The organism is Photobacterium swingsii (assembly GCF_024346715.1).
Taxonomy (GTDB): Bacteria; Pseudomonadota; Gammaproteobacteria; order Enterobacterales; family Vibrionaceae; genus Photobacterium; species Photobacterium swingsii.
Window position 1 is genome coordinate 1,262,927 of record NZ_AP024852.1, and the last position, 22,286, is coordinate 1,285,212.

Sequence of the window (22,286 nt, forward strand, 5' to 3'; positions counted from 1 at the left end):
AAATGCAATTTTATTATATCGCGCCAGTAAAAATGGGGATCTAGGCTATAAGGATGATAGGTTTTCTATTGAAAAGCCACTTTAGATAAACATGCCTAAAGTGGCTTTATAAGTTGTTATCCAACAGCGGGAATCACACCAGCCATTTGTAGGAATTGGGCACTAATAATGATAAAGCCACTTAAGGTAACGAGCGCAAGCGCTGGCTTGCCACCACGTACTTGGTACCCATCAGCGTATTCATTTGTTTCACCCTGTTTTTTTCGTTGTGCACTTACCATAGCAACAGGCAAGAATAAGGCTAAAATCACCAAGGCAATTGCAGCGTAGCCAAGCGCCATGATAAAGCCTTGCGGGTAGAACAAAGCAAAGCACAGTGGTGGAACAAAAGTGATGAGGGCGGTTTGAAGGCGACCTCCGGCTTTATCGCCACGGTTAAAGCTGTCGGATAGGAAATCAAACAACCCCAAACTCACTCCTAGGAATGATGTTGCTAAAGCAAGGTCTGCAAAGATAGACACAGATTGGCTCACCATTGGATTATGCAACATATCACTAAGGCTACTGATAAACATGCCCAAATTTGAGCTGCCCATAAGATCTGGCTGACTTAATACGCCTTGGCTAGCAATTTGCCACAAGATGTAGATTGTCAGTGGAACAGCAGAGCCAATCACCATGACTTTACGCAGAGAGCGAATGTCGATACCAACGTAGCGAACAATTGAAGGGATACTGCCGTGGAAACCAAATGAAGTAAAGACAACTGGCAGTGCAGAAATGATCAATCCTTTCTCTAGTGGCATATTAATAAGGTGATCGCCTTGCACGTGAGGAACAAGTAAGCCGAGCATAGTCGCCAGTGCAACAATTTTTAAGCTAAATAGTATACGGTTGATCATATCAACCGAGTGGGTACCAATAGATACCACCGCAGCAATAACGACAGTAAAGCCAATTGTACCAACTTGCGGTGCAACATCGAGATCAAACCAATGCACAAGTTTGTCGTTCATTTGTGCACCACCACCAGCAATGTATGCGGCACACAGTGCGTAAAACAGAAATAGCATGGCAAAGCTAGCAATTACTTGTCCTTTACGACCCAGTAGGTCTCGAGCAAGCGTATGTAACGTTGCGTTTGGACTCGCGTATTGATGCACTTCTAACATTAATAGCGCGGTGTAGGTCATTAGAGCCCAAATACCCACCATAATCATAATTGCGGTAGAAAACCCTAGTCCGGCAGATGCGAGCGGAAGGGCAAGCATACCTGCGCCGATCGTGGTACCAGCAATAATTAACATGCTGCCAAAGGTCTTATTCATCGTCATTTGAGGGTCGCTCCCGAAAGTATTCTATTTTGATTTGGCCTCGTTATCTTTACCAAATCAGTAGGTTGTCACGATTTTTGCTATATCGTGATAGCTTTAGGGTGGCCACAGTAGGTGTGTAATTTAATCTTTACGCTCTAAGTGCTACTGCGGCTAGCGATAATAGGTTGGCTGATGGTGTGTTATCACAGTTTTGACTCTTTCATTGCTATTATTATTGGTATTCCAGTGTTTGACTGGAATATCTTGGTTGAAAGCTACCTTAAAGCTAGTGAGCTAGACTGTCAACGGTGAATTACTTTATGTAAATCTAAGTTTACACTCTGTATTGAGAGGAGCGGGTTTTATTGAAGGCTTAATTTGCTGAGCCACAATCATTTAAAGAATGTTAGCGAGTGCGCAGGATTGATTGTTTATCAGTGAGTTAAGGCGTAGGCATAGGAGGCAGAGCAAGCTAATATACTTAGTAACGACGAACAATGTGTGGAGTTGTTTGTTCTGTTGGTTTAGTAAATACATAAGCATAAAGGTGAACCAATGCTACAAATTGCAATGATCAGTACAGGGGAAGAGGTATTGCATGGCGACATTGTCGATACCAATGCTGCTTGGCTTTCACGCCTGTTTTTCGAACAAGGCTTTGCGATGACGCGGCGCACAACCGTGGGGGATCAGTTAGAAATTCTAGCGGAAGAATTAGTGAATGCGAGCCTACGTAACGACATTGTGATTGTGAACGGTGGACTTGGCCCTACAACCGATGATCTAACCGCACAAGCAGCAGCGGTTGCTGGTGACCTAGGTTTGGAGCAATCGGATTACTGGGTTGAACAAATGTTACTGAAGTACCAGAAACTCGGACGTGACATGCCAAAAACGAACCTTAAGCAAGCCATGTTGCCAGAAGGGGCTGAACTGCTTGAAAACCCTGTCGGTACGGCATGTGGTTTCGCTATGAAGTTGAACAAGGCAACGCTATATTTCACACCGGGCGTACCCAGTGAATTCAAAAAAATGGTCCACGATGAAATTTTGCCAAGGATGAAGCGGCAACACCCTGAGAGTAGCGCGCTACGTTGTCATCGCTTTTATACCTTTGGTTTATCTGAATCAGGTATTGGTGAGAGTTTGACTGCATTGAATTTACCAGAGGGCTGTGAGATTGGTTATCGCTCGTCATTGCCGTTTATAGAAGTTAAATTGTTTGCGGACAAGGCACATCAATATGCGCAGCAGTTTCATCAACAGATGATCGAGGTCTTAGCGGATCATGTTGTATCTATTGAGCAATCGCTGATAGAGAATATTGGACAGCGCTTAGCGGCTGATAATTTGACGCTCACAGTGGCTGAGCAGTTTACCAGTGGCTATGTCACCAATTGGATGCAAGATACGCCGGAGTCTCGTGCTCAGTGCCAACAGGGCTGGATCCTAGCTGGGCAAGCTGATGAGAGTAATAGCGATCAGCTCGCGGCTGCCTTGGCGATGGCATCTGCTGCACGTGAACGTAGCCAAACGAACGTCGCTTTGGCCTCAGGTATGTGCATTGATGGTTGTGTGGCTGTTGCTCTGGCGACCCCACAAGGTGACTGGGCACAAACCGTCAAAACCAAGCGAGAGTATGGTCATAATGCACATCGCACTATGATTGCGACTGTGATGTTAGACATGCTGCGCCGTTGGCTAGAGCATAAAGATGTTCTGGGTGAATATGGCTCGTTAGAGCGGACAGGTGAGATATTTCTTGCGGCGCATCACTAGTAGCTAGGATTTGTGTGGATGAGTCAGTGGTGAAGGAGTGCTGCTACGGAGGTTAAGGAAAGGACAGCTTAACGAAATAGCTAACGCTGCAAAGCAATGTTAGCTATTGGAGGCTTCAGCGAGTGTTTGTGGCACAACGTGATAATCGAATTCAATATTGATGTCTGATTTAGGCACAGAGCAACAACTCAGAATTTCGTTCTGACCAACAAATGCCATCGAATCCTGCTGATCGACTGCACCCGTTTGTAATTTGCAGCGACAAGCACCACACATACCATTGCGGCATTGGTACTCTGGCTGAATGCCAACTTTTTCAAGCTGGACGAGCAAAGGCTCACGACTATTGCCGTGAACCTTAATGCCGTTAACCGTAATGGTTAATTGACTCATAGTTCGAAGTCACCAAGATCGTCAGCGCTTACATCGTTATCGATCTGGCCAACAAGGTACGAACTGATTTCCGCTTCTTGTGGAGCAACCTGCACGTTATCAGATGATAGCCATGAGTTAATCCAAGGAATTGGGTTTTGACTTGCTTCTGGGTACGCCTGGCTTAAACCAACAGCACTCATACGCAAGTTAGTGATGTATTCTACGTATTGGCAAAGAATATCTTTGTTCAAACCAATCATAGAGCCATCTTTAAATAGGTATTCAGCCCAGTCTTTTTCTTGCTCAGCTGCATCGCGGAAAATGTCGAAACATTCTTGCTGACACTCTTTTGCAATCACTGCCATTTCAGGATCGTCTTGACCTGTACGTAGTAAGTTCAAGATATGCTGAGTACCAGTAAGGTGTAGTGCTTCATCACGTGCAATTAGCTTGATGATCTTTGCATTACCTTCCATCAGTTCACGTTCAGCAAATGCAAATGAACAAGCAAAGCTCACGTAGAAACGGATTGCTTCTAGTGCGTTCACTGACATCATGCAAAGGTAAAGTGTTTTCTTGATTTCACGAAGGTTAACAACAACTTTCTCACCATTAACAACATGCGTACCTTCGCCTAGGCGGTGGTAGTTGCTGGTTTGGTTGATCAGGTTATCGTAGTACTTAGAGATATCGCCAGCACGCTTGATGATGTGCTCGTTATCTACGATGTCATCAAAAACAATTGACGGGTCTTTGACGATATTACGGATAATATGCGTGTAAGAACGTGAGTGAATTGTTTCAGAGAACGACCAAGTTTCAATCCAAGTCTCAAGCTCAGGAATAGAAACGATAGGGAGCAGCGCAACGTTAGGGCTACGACCTTGGATCGAATCAAGCAGCGTTTGATACTTCAAGTTGCTGATGAAAATGTGTTTTTCGTGCTCTGGCAGATTGTTGTAGTCAATACGATCGCCTGAGACATCCACTTCCTCAGGACGCCAGAAGAATGAAAGTTGCTTTTCGATCAGTTTTTCAAAAATTTCGAACTTTTGCTGATCGTAACGGGCAACATTGACTGGCTGACCGAAAAACATCGGTTCTTTAAGTTGATCGTTATTTGTTTGACAAAAAGTGCTGTATGCCATGATTTCCTCGACATTAAAGGGAGCCGAAGCTCCCATTCAATTCTTTAAATTTTACAACTTGTGCAATCGTCTGCACCTACATCGCCTTGAGCGTCTGAAGCACCATCGCGCGTATTATGGTAGTAAAGCGTTTTCACGCCGAGTTTATACGCGTTAAGCAGGTCTTTTAGCAAGAGTTTCATTGGCACTTTACCGCCAGCTTGCTTGCTTGGGTCGTAGTTGGTGTTTGCTGAAATCGCCTGATCGATGAATTTCTGCATAATACCAACAAGTTGCAAGTAGCCATCATTGCTACCGATGTTCCACAGTAGTTCATAGTTATCTTTGTACTTACTGTACTCAGGAACAACTTGCTTCAAGATACCGTCTTTTGATGCTTTCACTGAAACGAAACCACGTGGTGGTTCGATACCGTTGGTTGCATTCGAAATTTGTGACGATGTTTCAGAAGGCATCAACGCTGACAACGTTGAGTTACGTAAACCGTGCGTTTTGATTTCTTCACGCAGTGTTTCCCAATCGTATTTCAGTTCAGCGTCACAGATCTTATCGATATCTTTTTTGTAAGTATCGATAGGTAGAATGCCTTGTGCGTATGTCGTTTCATTGAATGAAGGACATGCGCCTTGTTCTTTTGCTAAGCCAAGCGATGCTTTCAATAGGTAGTATTGAATCGCTTCAAATGCTTCGTGCGTTAGGTTGTTTGCGCTGCCGTCAGAGTAGCGAACACCATTTTTCGCAAGGTAGTAAGCAAAGTTAATCACACCAACACCTAGCGTACGGCGGTTCATGGTTGAACGGCGTGCTGCTGGTAGTGGGTAGTCTTGGTAATCCAATAGCGCATCAAGAGCACGAACAGTCAGTTCTGCTAACTCTTCGAGATCATCAAGAGATTCAATCGCACCTAAGTTAAACGCAGATAGCGTACATAGTGCAATTTCGCCGTTTTCGTCTTCAACGTTGTTCAATGGCTTGGTTGGCAGTGCAATCTCAAGACATAGGTTAGACTGACGAATTGGTGCAACAGCTGGGTCAAACGGGCTGTGTGTATTACAGTGGTCAACGTTTTGAATGTAGATACGACCTGTTGAAGCTCGCTCTTGCATCAGTAGCGAGAACAAATCAATCGCTTTAACGCTTGTGCGCTTGATGCTGCTGTCTTGCTCATATTTTACGTATAGACGTTCAAATTCGTCTTGATCCGCAAAGAATGCATCGTACAGCCCTGGTACATCAGAAGGAGAGAATAGAGAAATGTTCTCACCTTTAATCAAGCGGGTGTACATCAATTTGTTGATTTGTACGCCGTAATCCATGTGACGAACACGGTTCTCTTCAACACCACGGTTGTTTTTTAGTACCAGTAGAGATTCTACTTCACCGTGCCACATAGGGTAGAACAGTGTCGCTGCACCACCACGTACACCACCTTGAGAACAACACTTAACGGCTGTTTGGAAGTATTTGTAGAATGGGATACAACCGGTGTGGAAAGCTTCACCACCACGGATCTCAGAACCTAGCGCACGGATACGACCTGCGTTAATACCAATGCCTGCACGCTGTGATACGTAACGTACGATTGCGCTTGAGGTTGCATTGATTGAATCAAGGCTATCGTCACACTCGATCAGTACACAAGAACTGAATTGGCGGGTAGGGGTACGTACACCTGACATGATAGGTGTTGGTAGAGAAATCTTGAACTGCGATGCTGCATCGTAGAAGCGTTTGATGTAATCAAGACGTGTTTCTTTTGGATACTTAGCAAATAGGCAAGCAGCAATCAGGATATATAGGAACTGCGCACTTTCAAAGATCTCACCGCTTACACGGTTTTGAACCAGGTATTTACCTTCAAGTTGCTTAACCGCTGCGTATGAGAAGTTCATATCGCGCCAGTGATCGATAAAACCATCCATCACTGCAAATTCTTCAGCTGTGTAATCTTCGAGCAAATGTTGGTCGTACTTACCTTTTTCTACTAGGTTCGTTACGTGATCAAAAAGTGCTGGTGGCTCGAATTTACCGTATGCTTTCTTACGAAGGTGGAAAATCGCAAGGCGCGCCGCCAAGTATTGGTAATCTGGCGTTTCTTCCGAAATGAGATCAGCCGCTGATTTGATGATGGTTTCGTGGATATCTTCTGTTTTGATACCATCGTAGAACTGGATGTGTGATTTCAATTCTACTTGTGATACAGAAACGTTTTCTAACCCTTCCGCAGCCCAAGTAATCACTCGGTGAAGTTTGTCCAGTTCGATAGTCTCTTTGCGACCATCACGCTTAGTAACCGTTAGCTGTTGATTCATTTTTGGCAGTATTCCGTTGAACCCCGTGTTTTTTGCAATTATGAGTAACTCGTTACTAAAGAATGTGATCCTTGTAACGATTATGTGTTTGCATAAAAACACTACATATTGGGGTGTTGAGCTTGATGCGTTACAAGATAGTGTTGATGACGGCATTTTGCAAGTTGACAAAAATTGACCATCTGTGGATAACTTGGGGATGCGTTATAAAAAGTTAGTACCCACTAACTCACTCAGGCAGATACATAAGTATTAAAGAAAATTGCAACAGATCTTGAGTGAGTTTTTTGGAAAAAAATATTTTTTTTTGCTTGATTTTTCAGTCAATAAAACCTTGTCGATTAGGCATAAAAGACGCTCAAAAAGTGGCTTTATTGATGATATTTATTTAAGCAACAAAGCGAGTATGTCTTGCGGTGTAGGCAGAACACCAGCCGCATTCCATTCTTCAGGTGAATGATGCTCACCGATATAACCCCAACTGGCGACATAACCCTGCATGTTAGCGGCATTGGCTGCAATCATGTCTTTCTCTATGTCCCCAATATAGGCGCACTGATGATGGGGGATCGCAATTAACTCACTGGCGTAGAGCAAGGGTTCAGGATGAGGTTTTGCAAGGGGGAGGGTATCGCCGCATACGATGGCTTTGGCTTTGAGCAATAGTGGAAAGAAGGGCAATAGCAAATCGGTTAAAAAGGCCGGCTTGTTGGTCATGATCCCCCATGGCACATTATGCTGTTCTAAGGTTAGCAAGAGGGTTTCAATACCTTGGTAAAATCGGGTGTTGATACAGATATTTTCTTGGTAATAATCAAGAAAAGCTTGGCGAAGTTGAGGGAAGTCTAAATGATCTGGAATGCCATCAAATCCGGCTTCTAATAAGCCTTTCGCACCAAAACTGGTGTTGGCTTGAATTTGATGTTCACGCAGCGGGGGAATACCGTGATTAGCTAAAACTTTGTTAGCAGCGAGTGCCATGTCAGGTGCGGTATCTAACAATGTACCATCAAGATCAAACAGTACACCTGTAATTGGTTGAGGCATGGCAATATCCTTATCAAAATTAATGAAGCTGCGGGGCTTTAATAAAGGATAGCTAGATTTGACATACACTGGGTAAGTATCTGATCACTTTAGCAATGATAAAGTGACCAGATTAAGAATTCACCAATTTTTGTCTACAGAGGTTTCACGGTATGCACGATGTAGTTCACATCCACATTATTACCTAGCCAGTAGTTATTGGTTAACGGGTTGTAGTGAAGACCCGTTATGTGACGGTCTTGCAGCGGGGTCTGATCTATCATGGCCATCATTTCTGAAGGTCGGATGAACTTGCTGTGATCGTGCGTGCCTTTTGGAACGATTTTAAGTAGTTGCTCAGCGCCTACAATAGCAAATAAGTAAGATTTGGCATTGCGGTTCAGTGTCGAGAAAAATACGTGTCCGCCTGGCTTTACCATTTTAGCGCAAGCAGCAATGACAGAGGCAGGATCTGGCACATGTTCTAGCATTTCCATGCAGGTAACTACGTCATAAGCTTCTGGGTTTTGCTCGGCATGTTCTTCAGCCGTGCTCTGCACGTACTCCACTTTTGTGCCTGTTTCCAATGCGTGTAAGCGAGCCACAGTCAGAGGCTCTTTGCCCATATCAAGGCCAGTGACTTCAGCCCCTTCGACGGCCATACTTTCTGCTAAAATACCGCCGCCGCAGCCAACATCGAGCACTTTCTTACCAAACAAGCCATCAGCGTGATCCATTACGTAATTTAGACGTAATGGGTTGATTTCATGAAGGGGTTTGAATTCACCTTCAAGATCCCACCAGCGTGAGGCCATATCTTCAAATTTACTGATTTCTGCCGGATCGACATTTAACGGTTTGGTCATGCTTCGTGCCATTTGTCCATAATCGGTGGGCGCATTATAGCTAATTGATCGCGACTTGAAACATTTATACCAATCCAAGTCGGTAACGGATCATTTTTTCTGACGTACTTTTATAACAACACGGCGAATGTTACTAATCTGAATGGCATTAGATGAGGTGAATCGGTGAGCGTCGAAATAATAAAGGGAAGTCACTGAGTGGCTTCCCGCTTGAACTGAAGAAAACATAGGCAGGGTAGGAAATGAAACAGAGGCGAGTTGCTGCGCTACTGTGAGATTTCGGTCATGACAAATGAAAAAGCTTCAGGGTTAATTGAACCTGAAAATGCAGTCATAGCGGCAAGAATGAGCATAAGAATGTATTTACCGCCAATGATGCAAAGCCCAATGGTATTAATCGCAGATCCCAACATAACAACCTCACTCAATAATTAACGTGAACATTACGCAGAGCACGCATTACCTAAAAGGCTGTATACCAAAGGACTGCTATTCAGTCGCGACTACTGAATATGCGAGGTATTCACCTTGTTTGATATTGCCTAATTGATTCTACTGGGCTTATTTTTCTCGGTAGTGACTGCGATCTTATTTTTGCTTAATAAAGAAGTGATCGGTGAATGTTTTTGTATAAAAAGCGAGCAGATCTAAGTTTTACAATTGGTAGCACTTTCTTTTATATTTTTATGCAGTAGTTGATATGAGTATGTGTTTTTACGTTGAAGTGATGGTTTGCTAACTAATAGACTGATATTTACTTTCGTTTTTTGACCAAACCCATCAATTACTCACAACATAAAGTGTGAAAGGTGTGCCTATTTTTACGGAAATATGCTATATTCTCGCACCTTGCACGTATAAAAATACGACAGAAATTACCTGAGGGATATTGGCTCAATGAGCGATCTTGCAAAAGAGATCACGCCCGTAAACATTGAAGAGGAGCTGAAAGGCTCATACCTCGACTATGCGATGTCAGTTATCGTTGGTCGTGCTCTTCCGGATGTGCGTGATGGCCTAAAGCCTGTGCACCGTCGCGTATTATTCGCGATGAATGTGCTAGGCAATGACTGGAATAAAGCATATAAAAAGTCTGCCCGTGTGGTAGGTGACGTAATCGGTAAATATCACCCACACGGTGATAGCGCTGTATACGACACTATCGTACGTATGGCGCAACCATTCTCACTGCGATACATGTTAGTCGACGGTCAAGGTAACTTCGGTTCCGTTGATGGTGACTCCGCAGCGGCAATGCGTTACACCGAAATTCGTATGGCAAAAATTGCCCACGAATTGTTGGCAGATCTCGATAAAGAAACTGTTGATTATGTACCTAACTATGATGGTACAGAGCAAATCCCAGCCGTTCTACCTACCAGAGTGCCAAACTTACTGGTAAATGGTTCGTCGGGTATTGCCGTGGGTATGGCAACAAACATCCCACCGCATAACTTGGGTGAAGTGATTAATGGTTGTCTTGCTTATATCGATAATGAAGATATCACTATCGATCAGCTAATGGATTACATTCCAGGTCCAGATTTCCCAACAGCAGCATTGATCAATGGCCGTAAAGGTATTATCGATGCGTACAACACTGGCCGCGGTAAAGTTTACATGCGTGCCAAAGCTGAAATCGAAGCTGACAAGAATGGTAAAGAAACCATTATTGTTACTGAAATCCCTTATCAAGTTAACAAAGCGCGTCTAATCGAGAAGGTTGCCGAGCTAGTTAAAGATAAGAAGGTTGAAGGCATCAGTGCACTACGTGATGAGTCTGATAAAGACGGCATGCGTATTGTTATTGAATGTAAGCGCGATGCTGTGGGCGAAGTTATTCTGAATAACCTGTACTCACAAACTCAGCTTCAAACAACATTTGGTATCAACATGGTTGCACTAGACCATGGCCAACCTAAGTTGTTTAACCTAAAAGAAATGCTGAAGTGCTTCGTGAATCACCGCCGTGAAGTGGTGACACGCCGTACTATTTTTGAATTGCGTAAAGCGCGTGAGCGTGCGCATATTCTTGAAGGTTTAGCGATTGCGCTCGTTAACATCGATGAAATCATCGAGTTAATCAAGCAAGCGCCAACACCACAAGTTGCTCGTGAAGGCCTATTGGCGCGTCCATGGCAGCTTGGTGATGTTGCCTCTATGCTTGAACGTGCTGGCGTTGATGCTGCTCGTCCTGAATGGCTAGCACCTCAATACGGTATTCACGGTGGACAGTACTTCTTAACTGAACAACAAGCACAAGCGATCCTTGAGCTTCGTTTACACCGTCTAACGGGCCTTGAGCACGAGAAGATCCTTGATGAATACAAAGGTCTTCTAGATATTATCGAAGAACTACTGCTTATTTTGGGTAGCTCTGAGCGTCTAATGGAAGTTATTCGCGAAGAACTATTTGCAGTGAAAGAGCAGTTCAACGATGAGCGTCGCACTGAAATCACAGCCGCAAGCCACGATATCGACCTTGAAGATCTAATCACGCAAGAAGATGTTGTCGTAACACTGTCTCACGAAGGTTACGTTAAGTATCAAGTGCTAAGTGATTACGAAGCGCAACGTCGTGGTGGTAAAGGTAAAGCGGCAACACGCATGAAAGATGAAGACTTCATCGAGCGTCTGCTAGTGGCCAATACTCACGATACGATTCTGTGCTTCTCAAGCCGTGGTCGTATGTACTGGCTGAAAGTTTACCAGTTACCGCTAGCGAGCCGTACTGCACGTGGTAAGCCAATTGTTAACATTCTTCCATTAGAAGAAGGTGAACGCATTACTGCTATCTTGCCTGTTAAAGAATACGAAGATGATAAGTTTGTATTCATGGCAACAGCAGACGGTACAGTTAAGAAAACGCCATTAACTGATTTCAGTCGTCCTCGTAGCGCAGGTATCATTGCGGTGAACCTACGTGAAGGTGATTCACTGATTGGTGTTGACGTTACTAACAGCACTGACCAAATCATGCTGTTCTCTGAAGCGGGTAAAGTGGTTCGCTTCTCTGAAGAACAAGTGCGTGGTATGGGCCGTACAGCTGCGGGTGTTCGTGGTATGAAACTAGCGGAAGGCGACAAAGTTGTCTCGCTAATCGTACCGCACAATGACGGTGACGTACTGACAGTAACTGAAAACGGTTACGGTAAGCGTACTGCATTGGAAGAATACCCAGCGAAGAGCCGTGCAACACAAGGTGTTGTATCGATTAAAGTCTCTGAGCGTAATGGTAAAGTCGTTGGTGCCGTTCAAGCTGAAGATGGTGACGAATTCATGATGATCACTAATGGTGGTACTCTGGTTCGTACGCGTGTGTCTGAAGTTAGCCGTGTTGGCCGTAACACTCAAGGTGTTACCTTGATCCGAACTGCGGAAGATGAGCTTGTTGTTGGCCTACAACGTATCGATGAGCCTGAAGAAGTGTTACTGGATGACGACGCTGTCATTGATGGCGAAGCAACCGTGGTTGACGGTGAAGCAGTGGAAGGCCAAGCGCCTGATGCTGAACAGCCACAACAACCTGAATCTGATTCAGAGCAAGATGAATCAACTGACGAAGAGTAATCTTCTTAGATTGAATCACTGATAAAAGCGCAGCCTACGGGTTGCGTTTTTTTATGCCTAAATAAAATTGGCCGCCAGATGAAAGGCTTATCTTCATTTTTTTCTTTAAATCGATAGAGAAAGGCTTTTCAGCGTTGCCACAAAGGTGTAAAACGAAGAGATTGATCGTAATCACATTCAGCTAAAATCGGTGTGATGAATCGAAATCCCCCATCTCGTATAGCAGGAGCACACTTCTCATCATGGAAAACGTCTATAACTTTTGCGCTGGCCCAGCAATGATTCCAGCGGAAGTTTTAAAAAAGGTTCAGGAAGAACTCATTAATTGGAATGGTTTAGGCACGTCTGTGATGGAAATTAGCCACCGCAGCAAAGAGTTTCTTGCTGTGGCGGAGCAGTCGGAAAAAGATCTACGTGATTTATTAGCAATTCCAGCTAACTACCATGTGTTATTTTGCCATGGTGGTGCGCGTGGTCAGTTTGCAGCCGTACCCATGAATTTATTGGGTGATGCTAAATCGGCCGATTATATGGATGGTGGTTACTGGGCTCACAGTGCCGTAGTAGAAGCCGAGAAATACTGCACACCGAATAATGTTGATATCACGTGTGTGCGCGATGGTAAGAAAGCCATTTTACCCGCCTCTGAGTGGCCGTTATCTGAAGATGCGGCGTTTGTACATTTCTGCCCGAATGAGACAATCGATGGGATCGAAATTCGTGACTTGCCTGAAACCGATAAGCCGATTGTTGCGGATATGTCTTCAACGATTCTGTCGCGCGAAATAGATGTGTCTAAATACGGTGTGATTTACGCTGGCGCACAAAAAAATATTGGTCCAGCAGGCTTAACTTTAGTGATTGTACGCGATGACTTGTTAGGTAAAGCCAAAGAGATTCTCCCAAGTATTTTAGATTACTCGGTGCTGGTGGATAAAGAATCAATGTTTAATACACCACCGACATTTGCTTGGTATTTGGCGGGTGAAGTTTTTAAATGGCTCAAGAGCATCGGTGGCGTGGCTGAAATGCAGCTGCGTAATGAAGCCAAAGCAAAAGTGCTTTATGACTTTATTGATCATTCTGATTTTTACCGTAACGAGGTTCATATCGATAACCGTTCGTTAATGAACGTACCGTTTCAGCTTAAGAACCCAGATCTAGATGCGCTATTTTTACAGCAAGCGGATGTTGCGGGTTTGGTTGCTTTAAAAGGACACCGTGCCGTGGGGGGGATGCGTGCATCTATTTATAACGCAATGCCAATAGAAGGTGTTCAAGCCCTTGTGACTTTCATGGCGAGATTTGAACAAGAGAACGCTTAATTTTATCGTGCGCCGCTAGTTGTTTATTAAGGCGCAGTACAAGCAATCATTATGAAGGCAGCCTCGGCTGCTTTTTTTATTGGTTTTATACCAACCTACTTGGTGCTTGTGTTGTCTGCTTGGCAAATTTCACACTCACGATAAACGAGTCTGGGTTATGTTTTATATCCAGCGGCCACCCCATACGCTCACAAATACGGCGAATAATAACCAGCCCATATCCATAGCTATTTGATTGGCTGTATTCTGGTGTACTGATTATTTGCGCGTTTTGTATTTTGAGTGTGTCATTATTGAGCGATATGTTGACTGTACCGCTGCCATGTTCATGTGCGTTCTTGATCAGATTATTGATAACGACAGTGACAAAGCTGGCAGGCGCATTGACCGTGAATTGGCTATTTGATGTTAATGTGAGTGCTGCTTGGTGGCGACTGAATAACGCCGATAATAAGTGAACTTGTTTCTCGAGTACGAACGATAAAGACTGAGATTGATAATGGTGGGGCTCTATTTGTTCAACACCCAATAACAGTAAGGTGTCTGTCATTAATTCCATATCATGGCTGGCTTGTTGAAGCCGAGCTACAGCCTTTTGACCAACGGTCGGAAGGACATCAAGCCGTGCAAGTAACTCGATAGATCCTGACATAACCATCAATGGTGTTCGCAACTCGTGCGATGCGAATTGATGGAACTCTTGTTCGCGTTTAAAGTAGGCATCTGTGGTGAGTTTGCTCTGTAGTAGGCTTTCTTCAATGCGGCGTAATTCTTTGTATTTAGCGGTTACGGTAACACCTGGGGTGTCTGGGGTGAGTCGCTCAATTTTCTCTTCTATTTGACTCAAAGGCTTTGCAAGTAATCGAACAAAATATAAGCCGTAGCTAAGTGCTAATAACGTGGCGATACCACCCAGAAGTATGGTGTAGAAATGAAGGCTATCTTCATAATCATCAAGGTAATCATCGGCGTAGTCATTGAAGACAATGTAATAAAATCCTATGCCTGATGGATGCTTGATCACGACAAAGTGCTTATCATCATCTTCGATAAAGTGTTTAAAGTACCCTGGTTTTTGGTAAGCATTGAGCCATGTAGGGTGCGGCCTTTCACTCCAAAAACTTGAAAATTCGGCCGTATTAGGTGGAATTGTCTCCTCACCAAAAAAGACGTAATCGCGCTGATAGCGTTTAGCCTCTGTATCGAGCCAATGGTGCAGGCTAATGATCTCCATTTGCTCTTCCGCTTTATAAATAACGGCCCAAAAAACAGTGACAAGTACTAAGGTTAATATGCTGAAAGTCAGTACCAGTTTTCGATATAAACTTGGGTAAACCTTATGCTTTGAGTCGGTAGCCTTTGCCATGTATGGTCTCTAATCGTGAATAAGGAAAGTCTTTATCGATAGCGTTGCGAAGCCCATAAACATGGCTACGGAGTGCATCGCTGGAAGGGGCGTTTTCTCCCCATACAGCCGTAATGAGTTCTTGTTTACTGATAAGGGCAGGTGCTTTCTTCATTAATACTTGAAGGATAAGAAACTGGATGCGACTGAGCTTGATGTGTGAGTTCGCACGCGTTACTTGCTCAGTACGAGGGTCAATACTGATATCAGCAAATTTGAGTATCCCAATGTCTTGGCGTGGACCGCGATTAGCCAGTGCTTGTAAGCGAAGATGAAGTTCTTCAAGCGCAAAAGGCTTTACTAGGTAATCATCTCCTCCAGCCTGAAAAGCGGCAATTTTGTCACTGAGGTTGTTTTTTGCGGTTAAAAACAGGATGGGGATGTCGCAACGTAGTTCTTGACGTAAATACTCGACTGTATGGATGCCATTGAGTTTAGGCATCATGATATCCATGACGATCACATCGTATTGTTCATGTTCAAGCAAAGAAATTGCCCCTTCACCATGATAAGCACAATCTACCGTCGCTCCATCAAGCGATAAATAATCAGAAATAGTTTCGATTATTTGCGGGTTATCTTCGACAATAAGTACTTTCATATCATAACTGTAGTGATAGCGGGCTTTTAAGGATGAACAAAATACTGCATTTATGTGTCAATTATATGTCACGCCTTCACGATTTCTTCACGAATAACTTTTTATACTGCGCGAAAATTGTTACTTAGTATTTTCAGTAGGACATTATGAAGTTAAAAGCACTCACATTATTGGTTTCTGTAGCACTTGTTGGTTGTGGCGGGAGTGGTAGTGACAGTAATGACAATATAGTGAAGAAATCCGGTAACTTAGATGGTCAAATTCAATCTTTAAACCCTTCAACGCAATCGTTGTCGTTACACGGCGAGCAGCTATCAGCAGCAAATGCAAAAATCTCTTATCAAGGTAAAACACTTCAATTCAGTAATCTTGATGAGGGAATGCGTGTTCAGTTGACCGCTAACAATGGTGAAACCAATGACATTAAGCTGAACCCTACACTTGTGGGGAAGGTGATAAAAATCGATGGTACGAAAGTGACGGTTGATGGTGTAACGTTTGAATATAAATTAGATGACGATATTGAGGTTGGGGATTGGGTACTGGTAACAGGTTACACCCAAGCCGATGGCTCAATAAAAATTGTATCTGTGAAAGAAATCGCAGAGTTGGATAACGACCAGCACGAATTTGAAGGTGTAGTCGCTGAACTTGATGATAATAACAAGAGGTTCAAAATTGGTCCTGTTGAGGTCGATTACAGCGGCGCATCTATTGATAAAGATGATGATCTGAAACTAGAAAATGGTAGCTGGGTTGAAGTATACGGCACTTTTGATGGCAGTACTTTTACGGCTAAGAAGGTCGAGCTGGAAGATGAGCAAGACTATGCAGATCAGGAAGTCGAGGGTGTACTTACTTGGGTTAATAAAGGCCAAACGCAAATTGAAATCAATGGGCGAATCCGCGCTGAAATCACCGCAAAAACTGAGTTTGATGATGGTAAAAAGTCAGACTTAGCACTGGGGCGTTGGATCGAAGTTGATTTGCAAACACAAAGTGACACGCTGTGGGCGAAAGAAATTGAGTTTGGTGATGATGATAAGATCAAAGGGAAAGAATTCGATCTTGAAGGTATGGCATCCAATGTTAATAGCCAGTTGAAACAATTTGAGGTGGCAGGTGAAACGATTTACGTGGATGCAAAGACTGAGTTCGATGATGGCATTACGTTCGACAACTTAGACGGCCAAAAAGTTGAAGTTGAAGGCATGATCATTGACGGAAGAAAAATGGCAAAAGAGATCGAATCGAACGATTAAGCTTGGCTATTTTAGTATGAGAAAAAGCGCCGCTTGGCGCTTTTTTTATACTCTTACTCAGAGGGATTAACGTATTGCATATACACGAACTCTTTATCTTCACCCGTTTGAACAAACCCCATACGCTGGTAAAGCGCCCCAACACGATTGCTTTGTAAGTAACTCAGGGTTAAGGGCAGTTGCTGCTGCTGTGCTTGTCTAATCGCCATCTTCAGAATTTGGGAGCCAATGCCGAGTCCTTGATGCGAAGGTAAAATAAAGAACCGACAAAAGTACAGTTTATTGCCTTGGTTTTGTACCAAGTAACTGCCTATCGCTTTGCCTTTCGACGCTATGATTAAAGGGCGCTCTTCTAACCACTCTTCAGCATGAATACGGCGTTGTACCGTTTCATCCCAACCAAAAACATGCTTAATGGGTTCGAATTCGGTTCGCTTTTTTAGATCAAACAAAAATTCATAATCCTCATCATAAGCGGGCCGGATAGCGAAGGAGGCTGCACGTGTCATAGAGACTTAAGATGCACTAAGGCAAACGGTATTATTTAAATAACAGGCGATAGACTGTTCGCTTGCATCGAAGTGAGGTTGTGGGAGTGCAGTCGGATCAACCCATAGCCAACCATCACATTTTTCGGGCTCTTTTAGTTCAGGTGTACCGGAATACTCAGTCGCTAATAGGGCAATACTGATGTAATGCAACCCAGACTCTTGATAGGTTTTGAGGTTGTTAGTGATAGCAATCACTTGCGGGTTATGGATCTGAACCCCCGTTTCTTCAAGCATTTCACGGACAGCACATTGCTCGAACGTCTCACCTATTTCTAGGTGGCCACCAGGAATAGAGTAATACGGAGAGTGACTATTTTTGCGCTTACCGATCAGGACTTTCCCTTGGCTATTCACCAGAATAATACCTATGCCAACTTTCGGGGTTTCTGCTGTCATATTAAGCCTTTAACTCTAATAGTGTGTTCTTAAACTATATATACAATGAAGTAACTGAACTGCCAATCTAATTTGCTAACAATGCGCTTAATTGGCCGCTTCTATCGTCAGAAAATGCGATGATTGTCATTGCGTCTTTCGTCATAGCTCTTTTAAGCATAGGCACGAATGGGTTGGATTAAACAAGGGCACTAAGGTGAATTAATATGTAATCGCTTGGTTGTACTAGCTAGGTGATGCATTGGTGCTGGCATCTCACAGCATAATTCGCTAATCTGCAGAAACGCTAAAATTTAGGAAGACGCATAAATAAATGGAAAGTTTAACGTTACAGCCAATTAAACAGATTGATGGTGTAGTGAACCTGCCGGGCTCAAAGAGTGTTTCGAACCGAGCCTTGTTATTGGCGGCGTTAGCACAGGGACAAACACGCTTAACAAATTTGCTTGATAGTGATGATATTCGTCATATGCTAAATGCACTCGAACAGTTAGGGGTTCAATATGAACTTTCTGAGGATAAAACAGAGTGTGTAGTAAATGGTTTAGGCCATGCTTTCCAACCTGAAAAAGCACTAGAGCTATACCTTGGCAATGCTGGTACTGCAATGCGCCCACTTGCCGCGGCATTGTGCTTAGGCCGTGGTGAGTTTGTCTTAACAGGTGAGCCTCGTATGAAAGAGCGCCCAATTGGACACTTGGTAGATGCGCTACGGACCGCAGGTGCTGAAGTCACTTACCTAGAAAATGAACATTATCCACCACTTGCAATTAAAGGTACGGGCCTTAATGGCGGCGAAGTTGAAATTGATGGTTCTATTTCTAGCCAATTTTTGACTGCTTTCTTGATGGCTGCGCCAATGGCAACGCAAGACACCGTGATTCGCATTAAAGGTGATTTGGTATCTAAACCTTATATTGATATTACACTGCATATTATGGCGCAATTTGGTGTGATAGTTGAAAACCGTGATTATCAAGAGTTTGTTGTACCATCAGGACAAACCTACCAAGCACCTGGTGACTTCTTAGTGGAAGGAGATGCATCGTCAGCGTCTTACTTCCTTGCGGCGGCTGCTATTAACGGCGGGACGGTCAAAGTAACGGGAATTGGAAAGAAAAGCATTCAAGGTGATGTTCAGTTTGCTGATGCATTAGCCGCGATGGGGGCTGAAATTGAGTGGGGAGATGATTTTGTGATTGCCCGCCGAGGTGAGTTAAAAGCGGTCGATCTTGATTTCAACCATATTCCAGATGCAGCCATGACGATTGCGACGACGGCATTATTTGCTGAAGGCACAACGTCTATTCGTAACGTTTATAACTGGCGGGTCAAAGAAACCGATCGCTTGGCGGCAATGGCGACTGAACTACGTAAAGTTGGCGCAGAAGTGGAAGAGGGGCATGATTACATAACAATTACGCCGCCTCAGCAGCTGTCTCATGCCGCAATTGATACCTATGATGATCATCGTATGGCAATGTGTTTCTCGCTGGTGGCATTAAGCGATACACCTGTGACGATTAACGATCCGAAATGTACGTCAAAAACTTTCCCTGATTATTTCGACAAATTAAAAGGCCTAAGCCAATAAAGCGAGTGTTGAAATAACTATAGGAAAATAATCAATAATCACACCCATATTACTCGATATGGGTGTTTTTTCTTCATGCGGCACATTCATCGTCTATGCAGCTGTTTTCTTCTGCCCCTTTACAAAAAAATCACGTATAATCTGCGCCCGTTTGATTGATGGCTTAACTTTGTTGTTGCTGGTTTATGCTATGCAAAATTAAGCGATTAATATTAACGATTGTGAAAATATTCGGAGATACTCTATGTCTACACATTCACCCGTCATCACGGTTGATGGCCCCAGCGGTGCAGGTAAAGGCACATTATGTATGCTTTTAGCTGACAAGCTAGGTTGGAACCTTTTAGATTCTGGCGCTATCTACCGCGTACTTGCACTTGCAGCGCTTCACCACGGTGTTGATCTGGAGTCAGAAGACGCGTTAGTGGTACTGGCTGCGCACTTAGATGTGCAGTTTGTAGCTGAAGGTGATTTGGTGAAAGTGATCTTAGAAGGGGAGGATGTATCGCCTACATTGCGTACCCAAGATGTCGCGAATGCAGCGTCAAAAATTGCTGCACTTCCTCGTGTACGTGAAGCCTTACTTCGTCGCCAACGAGCATTTAGTGAAGCACCTGGTTTAGTAGCAGATGGCCGCGATATGGGGACAGTTGTTTTCCCGCAAGCAGAAGTAAAAATCTTCCTTGATGCGAGTGCGGAAGAACGTGCTAATCGCCGTATGAATCAGTTGCAAAATAAAGGCATAGATGTTAACTTTGTCACCCTTTTAGGCGAGATTCAAGAACGCGATTATAGAGATCGTAACCGTGCGGTTGCTCCTCTGCGTCCCGCTGATGATGCTTTAGTGCTAGACTCTACTGAGCTTTCAATAGAGGAAGTGACAGCGCAAGCACTCGCTTATATTGAAAAAAAATTGTCTTGTTGAGCAATCAGCAAGGCGGCGTCGGTGTCACGGAAGATAACTGACTTTTATATCAACCCCATGCGGTAGGATACCCATGGTTGTTTATCATATTGAAGATTAAATAATGACTGAATCTTTTGCTTTACTCTTTGAAGAGTCTCTGAACGAAATCGAAACACGCCCAGGCGCGATCGTTAAAGGTACTGTAGTAGCTATCGAGAACGGTTACGTTCTTGTTGATGCTGGCCTTAAGTCTGAGTCATCTATCCCAGCTGAAGAATTCAAGAACGCTGCTGGCGAACTTGAAATCGAAATCGGCGCACAAGTAGATGTTGCTCTTGACGCGATCGAAGATGGTTTCGGTGAGACTAAACTTTCTCGTGAGAAAGCTAAGCGTCACGAAGCTTGGATCCAGCTTGAAAAAGCTTACGAAGAAGCTGAAACTGTTGTTGGTATCATCAACGGTAAAGTTAAGGGCGGCTTCACAGTTGAACTTAACGGCATCCGTGCGTTCCTACCAGGTTCACTAGTAGACGTACGTCCAATCCGTGACACTGCTCACCTTGAAAACAAAGAGCTAGAGTTCAAAGTAATCAAGCTTGATCAGAAGCGCAACAACGTTGTTGTTTCTCGCCGCGCAGTTATCGAATCTGAAAACAGCGTTGAGCGTGACGAGCTACTTGCATCTCTACAAGAAGGCATGGAAGTTAAAGGTATCGTTAAGAACCTTACTGACTACGGTGCATTCGTTGATCTTGGTGGTGTTGACGGTCTTCTACACATTACTGATATGGCTTGGAAACGCGTTAAGCACCCAAGTGAAATCGTTAATGTTGGCGACGAAATCAACGTTAAAGTTCTTAAGTTCGACCGTGAGCGTACTCGCGTATCACTAGGTCTTAAGCAACTTGGCGAAGATCCATGGGTTGCAATCGCTAAGCGTTACCCAGAAAGCACTAAGCTATCTGGCCGCGTAACTAACCTAACTGACTACGGCTGCTTCGTTGAAATCGAAGAAGGCGTTGAAGGTCTTGTACACGTTTCTGAGATGGATTGGACTAACAAAAACATCCACCCATCAAAAGTTGTTAACGTGGGCGACGAAGTTGAAGTTATGGTTCTTGATATCGACGAAGAACGTCGTCGTATCAGCCTAGGTCTTAAGCAGTGTAAAGCTAACCCATGGCAGTCATTTGCAGAAATGCAAGCTAAGGGCGACAAAGTAACTGGTAAGATCAAGTCTATCACTGATTTCGGTATCTTCATCGGTCTTGAAGGCGGCATCGACGGTCTAGTTCACCTATCTGACATTTCTTGGAATGTTTCTGGTGAAGACGCAGTTCGTGACTTCAAGAAAGGCGACGAAATCTCTGCAGTAGTTCTTGCAGTTGACGCAGAGCGTGAGCGTATCTCTCTAGGCGTTAAGCAAATCGAAGAAGACCCATTCAACGGCTACGTTGCAGTTAACAAGAAAGGTGCTCTAGTTACTGGTACTGTTACTGCAGTTGACGCGAAAGGCGCAACAGTTGAGCTAATTGAAGGCGTTGAAGGTTACCTACGTGCTTCTGAAGCATCTGTTGACCGTGTTGAAGACGCAACTCTAGTTCTTTCTGTAGGCGATTCTGTTGAAGCTAAATTCACAGGCGTTGACCGTAAGAACCGCGTAATCAACCTATCTGTACGCGCTAAAGACGTTGCTGAAGAGCAAGAAGCAATGGCTACTCTGAACAAGCAAGACGACGCTTCGTTCGGTAACGCTATGGCTGACGCTTTCAAAGCTGCTAAAGGCGAATAATTGAGCTTAGGGAGAAAAAGCGTTTTAGCATTTTCTCCCTAAACGGTTATACTATTGAGAA

18 protein-coding genes are annotated in these 22,286 nt (G+C 43.9%); 7 read left to right on the forward strand and 11 right to left on the reverse strand.

Features of this window, described 5'->3' with window-relative positions; translation table 11 throughout:
* Positions 1–116 precede the first annotated feature (116 nt).
* Positions 117–1,334, reverse strand: a complete 1,218-nt coding sequence (tyrP, locus tag OCU77_RS06110; RefSeq protein ID WP_107302374.1) for a tyrosine transporter TyrP — start codon at positions 1,332–1,334, stop codon at positions 117–119.
* 537 nt (positions 1,335–1,871) lie between these two features.
* On the opposite strand from tyrP, the gene OCU77_RS06115 reads away from it, so the two are divergent.
* A complete protein-coding gene (locus OCU77_RS06115) occupies positions 1,872–3,095 on the forward strand; it encodes a CinA family nicotinamide mononucleotide deamidase-related protein (RefSeq protein WP_048897038.1) in 1,224 nt (407 codons plus the stop codon).
* A 99-nt stretch (positions 3,096–3,194) separates the two neighbouring features.
* Here OCU77_RS06115 and yfaE read toward each other — a convergent pair whose 3' ends face one another.
* From yfaE to OCU77_RS06145, 6 genes are all read right to left on the reverse strand, one after another.
* Complete coding sequence (gene yfaE, locus OCU77_RS06120; protein WP_048897039.1) at positions 3,195–3,488, reverse strand: class I ribonucleotide reductase maintenance protein YfaE; 294 nt, start codon at positions 3,486–3,488, stop codon at positions 3,195–3,197.
* The gene (gene nrdB / locus OCU77_RS06125) at positions 3,485–4,618 is read right to left on the reverse strand and encodes a class Ia ribonucleoside-diphosphate reductase subunit beta (RefSeq protein WP_048897040.1); all 1,134 of its coding nucleotides are present in this window, start codon (positions 4,616–4,618) and stop codon (positions 3,485–3,487) included. Before nrdB ends, yfaE begins: the two co-directional genes overlap by 4 nt.
* Before the next feature lie 44 nt (positions 4,619–4,662).
* Positions 4,663–6,930, reverse strand: a complete 2,268-nt coding sequence (gene nrdA / locus OCU77_RS06130; protein WP_048897041.1) for a class 1a ribonucleoside-diphosphate reductase subunit alpha — start codon at positions 6,928–6,930, stop codon at positions 4,663–4,665.
* Between the two features lie 384 nt (positions 6,931–7,314).
* Positions 7,315–7,977 (reverse strand): HAD family hydrolase, encoded by a 663-nt coding sequence (locus OCU77_RS06135; RefSeq protein WP_107302375.1) that lies wholly within the window; start codon positions 7,975–7,977, stop codon positions 7,315–7,317.
* A gap of 134 nt (positions 7,978–8,111) precedes the next feature.
* Positions 8,112–8,822 (reverse strand): bifunctional 2-polyprenyl-6-hydroxyphenol methylase/3-demethylubiquinol 3-O-methyltransferase UbiG, encoded by a 711-nt coding sequence (gene ubiG / locus OCU77_RS06140; protein WP_048897042.1) that lies wholly within the window; start codon positions 8,820–8,822, stop codon positions 8,112–8,114.
* Between the two features lie 266 nt (positions 8,823–9,088).
* Positions 9,089–9,235, reverse strand: coding sequence for a hypothetical protein (locus OCU77_RS06145; RefSeq protein WP_162845603.1), 147 nt, complete (start codon positions 9,233–9,235; stop codon positions 9,089–9,091).
* Between the two features lie 484 nt (positions 9,236–9,719).
* Here OCU77_RS06145 and gyrA point away from each other — a divergent pair, with 484 nt between their 5' ends.
* Entirely contained in the window at positions 9,720–12,392 is a 2,673-nt protein-coding gene (gene gyrA, locus OCU77_RS06150; RefSeq protein ID WP_048897043.1) for a DNA topoisomerase (ATP-hydrolyzing) subunit A, read from the forward strand.
* Between the two features lie 242 nt (positions 12,393–12,634).
* On the forward strand, positions 12,635–13,717 hold the full coding sequence (serC, locus tag OCU77_RS06155; RefSeq protein WP_048897044.1) for a 3-phosphoserine/phosphohydroxythreonine transaminase: 1,083 nt from the start codon (positions 12,635–12,637) through the stop codon (positions 13,715–13,717).
* Positions 13,718–13,802: 85 nt separating this feature from the next.
* Here serC and OCU77_RS06160 read toward each other — a convergent pair whose 3' ends face one another.
* Entirely contained in the window at positions 13,803–15,083 is a 1,281-nt protein-coding gene (locus OCU77_RS06160) for a sensor histidine kinase (protein WP_048897045.1), read from the reverse strand.
* Positions 15,055–15,723 (reverse strand): response regulator transcription factor, encoded by a 669-nt coding sequence (locus OCU77_RS06165; RefSeq protein ID WP_048897046.1) that lies wholly within the window; start codon positions 15,721–15,723, stop codon positions 15,055–15,057. The genes OCU77_RS06160 and OCU77_RS06165 overlap by 29 nt, the downstream gene beginning before the upstream one ends.
* A 146-nt stretch (positions 15,724–15,869) precedes the next feature.
* Here OCU77_RS06165 and OCU77_RS06170 point away from each other — a divergent pair, with 146 nt between their 5' ends.
* On the forward strand, positions 15,870–16,985 hold the full coding sequence (locus OCU77_RS06170) for a DUF5666 domain-containing protein (RefSeq protein WP_048897047.1): 1,116 nt from the start codon (positions 15,870–15,872) through the stop codon (positions 16,983–16,985).
* A gap of 53 nt (positions 16,986–17,038) precedes the next feature.
* Here OCU77_RS06170 and OCU77_RS06175 read toward each other — a convergent pair whose 3' ends face one another.
* Positions 17,039–17,494, reverse strand: coding sequence for a GNAT family N-acetyltransferase (locus tag OCU77_RS06175; protein WP_048897048.1), 456 nt, complete (start codon positions 17,492–17,494; stop codon positions 17,039–17,041).
* A gap of 6 nt (positions 17,495–17,500) precedes the next feature.
* Positions 17,501–17,932, reverse strand: coding sequence for a nucleotide triphosphate diphosphatase NUDT15 (locus OCU77_RS06180; protein WP_048897049.1), 432 nt, complete (start codon positions 17,930–17,932; stop codon positions 17,501–17,503).
* A gap of 313 nt (positions 17,933–18,245) precedes the next feature.
* Between OCU77_RS06180 and aroA the strand changes: the two genes are divergently transcribed.
* The 3 genes from aroA to rpsA all read left to right on the forward strand — a co-directional run bounded on the left by aroA (position 18,246) and on the right by rpsA (position 22,225).
* Positions 18,246–19,526, forward strand: a complete 1,281-nt coding sequence (gene aroA / locus OCU77_RS06185; protein WP_107302376.1) for a 3-phosphoshikimate 1-carboxyvinyltransferase — start codon at positions 18,246–18,248, stop codon at positions 19,524–19,526.
* A gap of 244 nt (positions 19,527–19,770) precedes the next feature.
* Positions 19,771–20,451 carry a (d)CMP kinase gene (cmk, locus tag OCU77_RS06190; RefSeq protein WP_048897050.1) on the forward strand — a complete coding sequence of 227 codons (681 nt, stop codon included), beginning with the start codon at positions 19,771–19,773 and terminating at the stop codon, positions 20,449–20,451.
* A gap of 103 nt (positions 20,452–20,554) precedes the next feature.
* Positions 20,555–22,225 carry a 30S ribosomal protein S1 gene (rpsA, locus tag OCU77_RS06195; RefSeq protein ID WP_048897051.1) on the forward strand — a complete coding sequence of 557 codons (1,671 nt, stop codon included), beginning with the start codon at positions 20,555–20,557 and terminating at the stop codon, positions 22,223–22,225.
* Positions 22,226–22,286: the final 61 nt, after the last annotated feature.

Excerpts from the sequence above, each read along its gene's own strand:
- serC (WP_048897044.1), top strand. The coding sequence starts at position 12,635 with ATGGAAAACGTCTATAACTTTTGCGCTGGCCCAGCAATGATTCCAGCG.
- OCU77_RS06135 (WP_107302375.1), bottom strand. The coding sequence starts at position 7,977 with ATGCCTCAACCAATTACAGGTGTACTGTTTGATCTTGATGGTACATTG.
- ubiG (WP_048897042.1), bottom strand. The coding sequence starts at position 8,822 with ATGACCAAACCGTTAAATGTCGATCCGGCAGAAATCAGTAAATTTGAA.
- OCU77_RS06160 (WP_048897045.1), bottom strand. The coding sequence starts at position 15,083 with ATGGCAAAGGCTACCGACTCAAAGCATAAGGTTTACCCAAGTTTATAT.
- rpsA (WP_048897051.1), top strand. The coding sequence starts at position 20,555 with ATGACTGAATCTTTTGCTTTACTCTTTGAAGAGTCTCTGAACGAAATC.
- OCU77_RS06180 (WP_048897049.1), bottom strand. The coding sequence starts at position 17,932 with ATGACAGCAGAAACCCCGAAAGTTGGCATAGGTATTATTCTGGTGAAT.
- OCU77_RS06165 (WP_048897046.1), bottom strand. The coding sequence starts at position 15,723 with ATGAAAGTACTTATTGTCGAAGATAACCCGCAAATAATCGAAACTATT.
- gyrA (WP_048897043.1), top strand. The coding sequence starts at position 9,720 with ATGAGCGATCTTGCAAAAGAGATCACGCCCGTAAACATTGAAGAGGAG.
- OCU77_RS06115 (WP_048897038.1), top strand. The coding sequence starts at position 1,872 with ATGCTACAAATTGCAATGATCAGTACAGGGGAAGAGGTATTGCATGGC.
- OCU77_RS06170 (WP_048897047.1), top strand. The coding sequence starts at position 15,870 with ATGAAGTTAAAAGCACTCACATTATTGGTTTCTGTAGCACTTGTTGGT.
- cmk (WP_048897050.1), top strand. The coding sequence starts at position 19,771 with ATGTCTACACATTCACCCGTCATCACGGTTGATGGCCCCAGCGGTGCA.
- aroA (WP_107302376.1), top strand. The coding sequence starts at position 18,246 with ATGGAAAGTTTAACGTTACAGCCAATTAAACAGATTGATGGTGTAGTG.
- OCU77_RS06145 (WP_162845603.1), bottom strand. The coding sequence starts at position 9,235 with ATGTTGGGATCTGCGATTAATACCATTGGGCTTTGCATCATTGGCGGT.
- yfaE (WP_048897039.1), bottom strand. The coding sequence starts at position 3,488 with ATGAGTCAATTAACCATTACGGTTAACGGCATTAAGGTTCACGGCAAT.
- nrdA (WP_048897041.1), bottom strand. The coding sequence starts at position 6,930 with ATGAATCAACAGCTAACGGTTACTAAGCGTGATGGTCGCAAAGAGACT.
- nrdB (WP_048897040.1), bottom strand. The coding sequence starts at position 4,618 with ATGGCATACAGCACTTTTTGTCAAACAAATAACGATCAACTTAAAGAA.
- tyrP (WP_107302374.1), bottom strand. The coding sequence starts at position 1,334 with ATGACGATGAATAAGACCTTTGGCAGCATGTTAATTATTGCTGGTACC.
- OCU77_RS06175 (WP_048897048.1), bottom strand. The coding sequence starts at position 17,494 with ATGACACGTGCAGCCTCCTTCGCTATCCGGCCCGCTTATGATGAGGAT.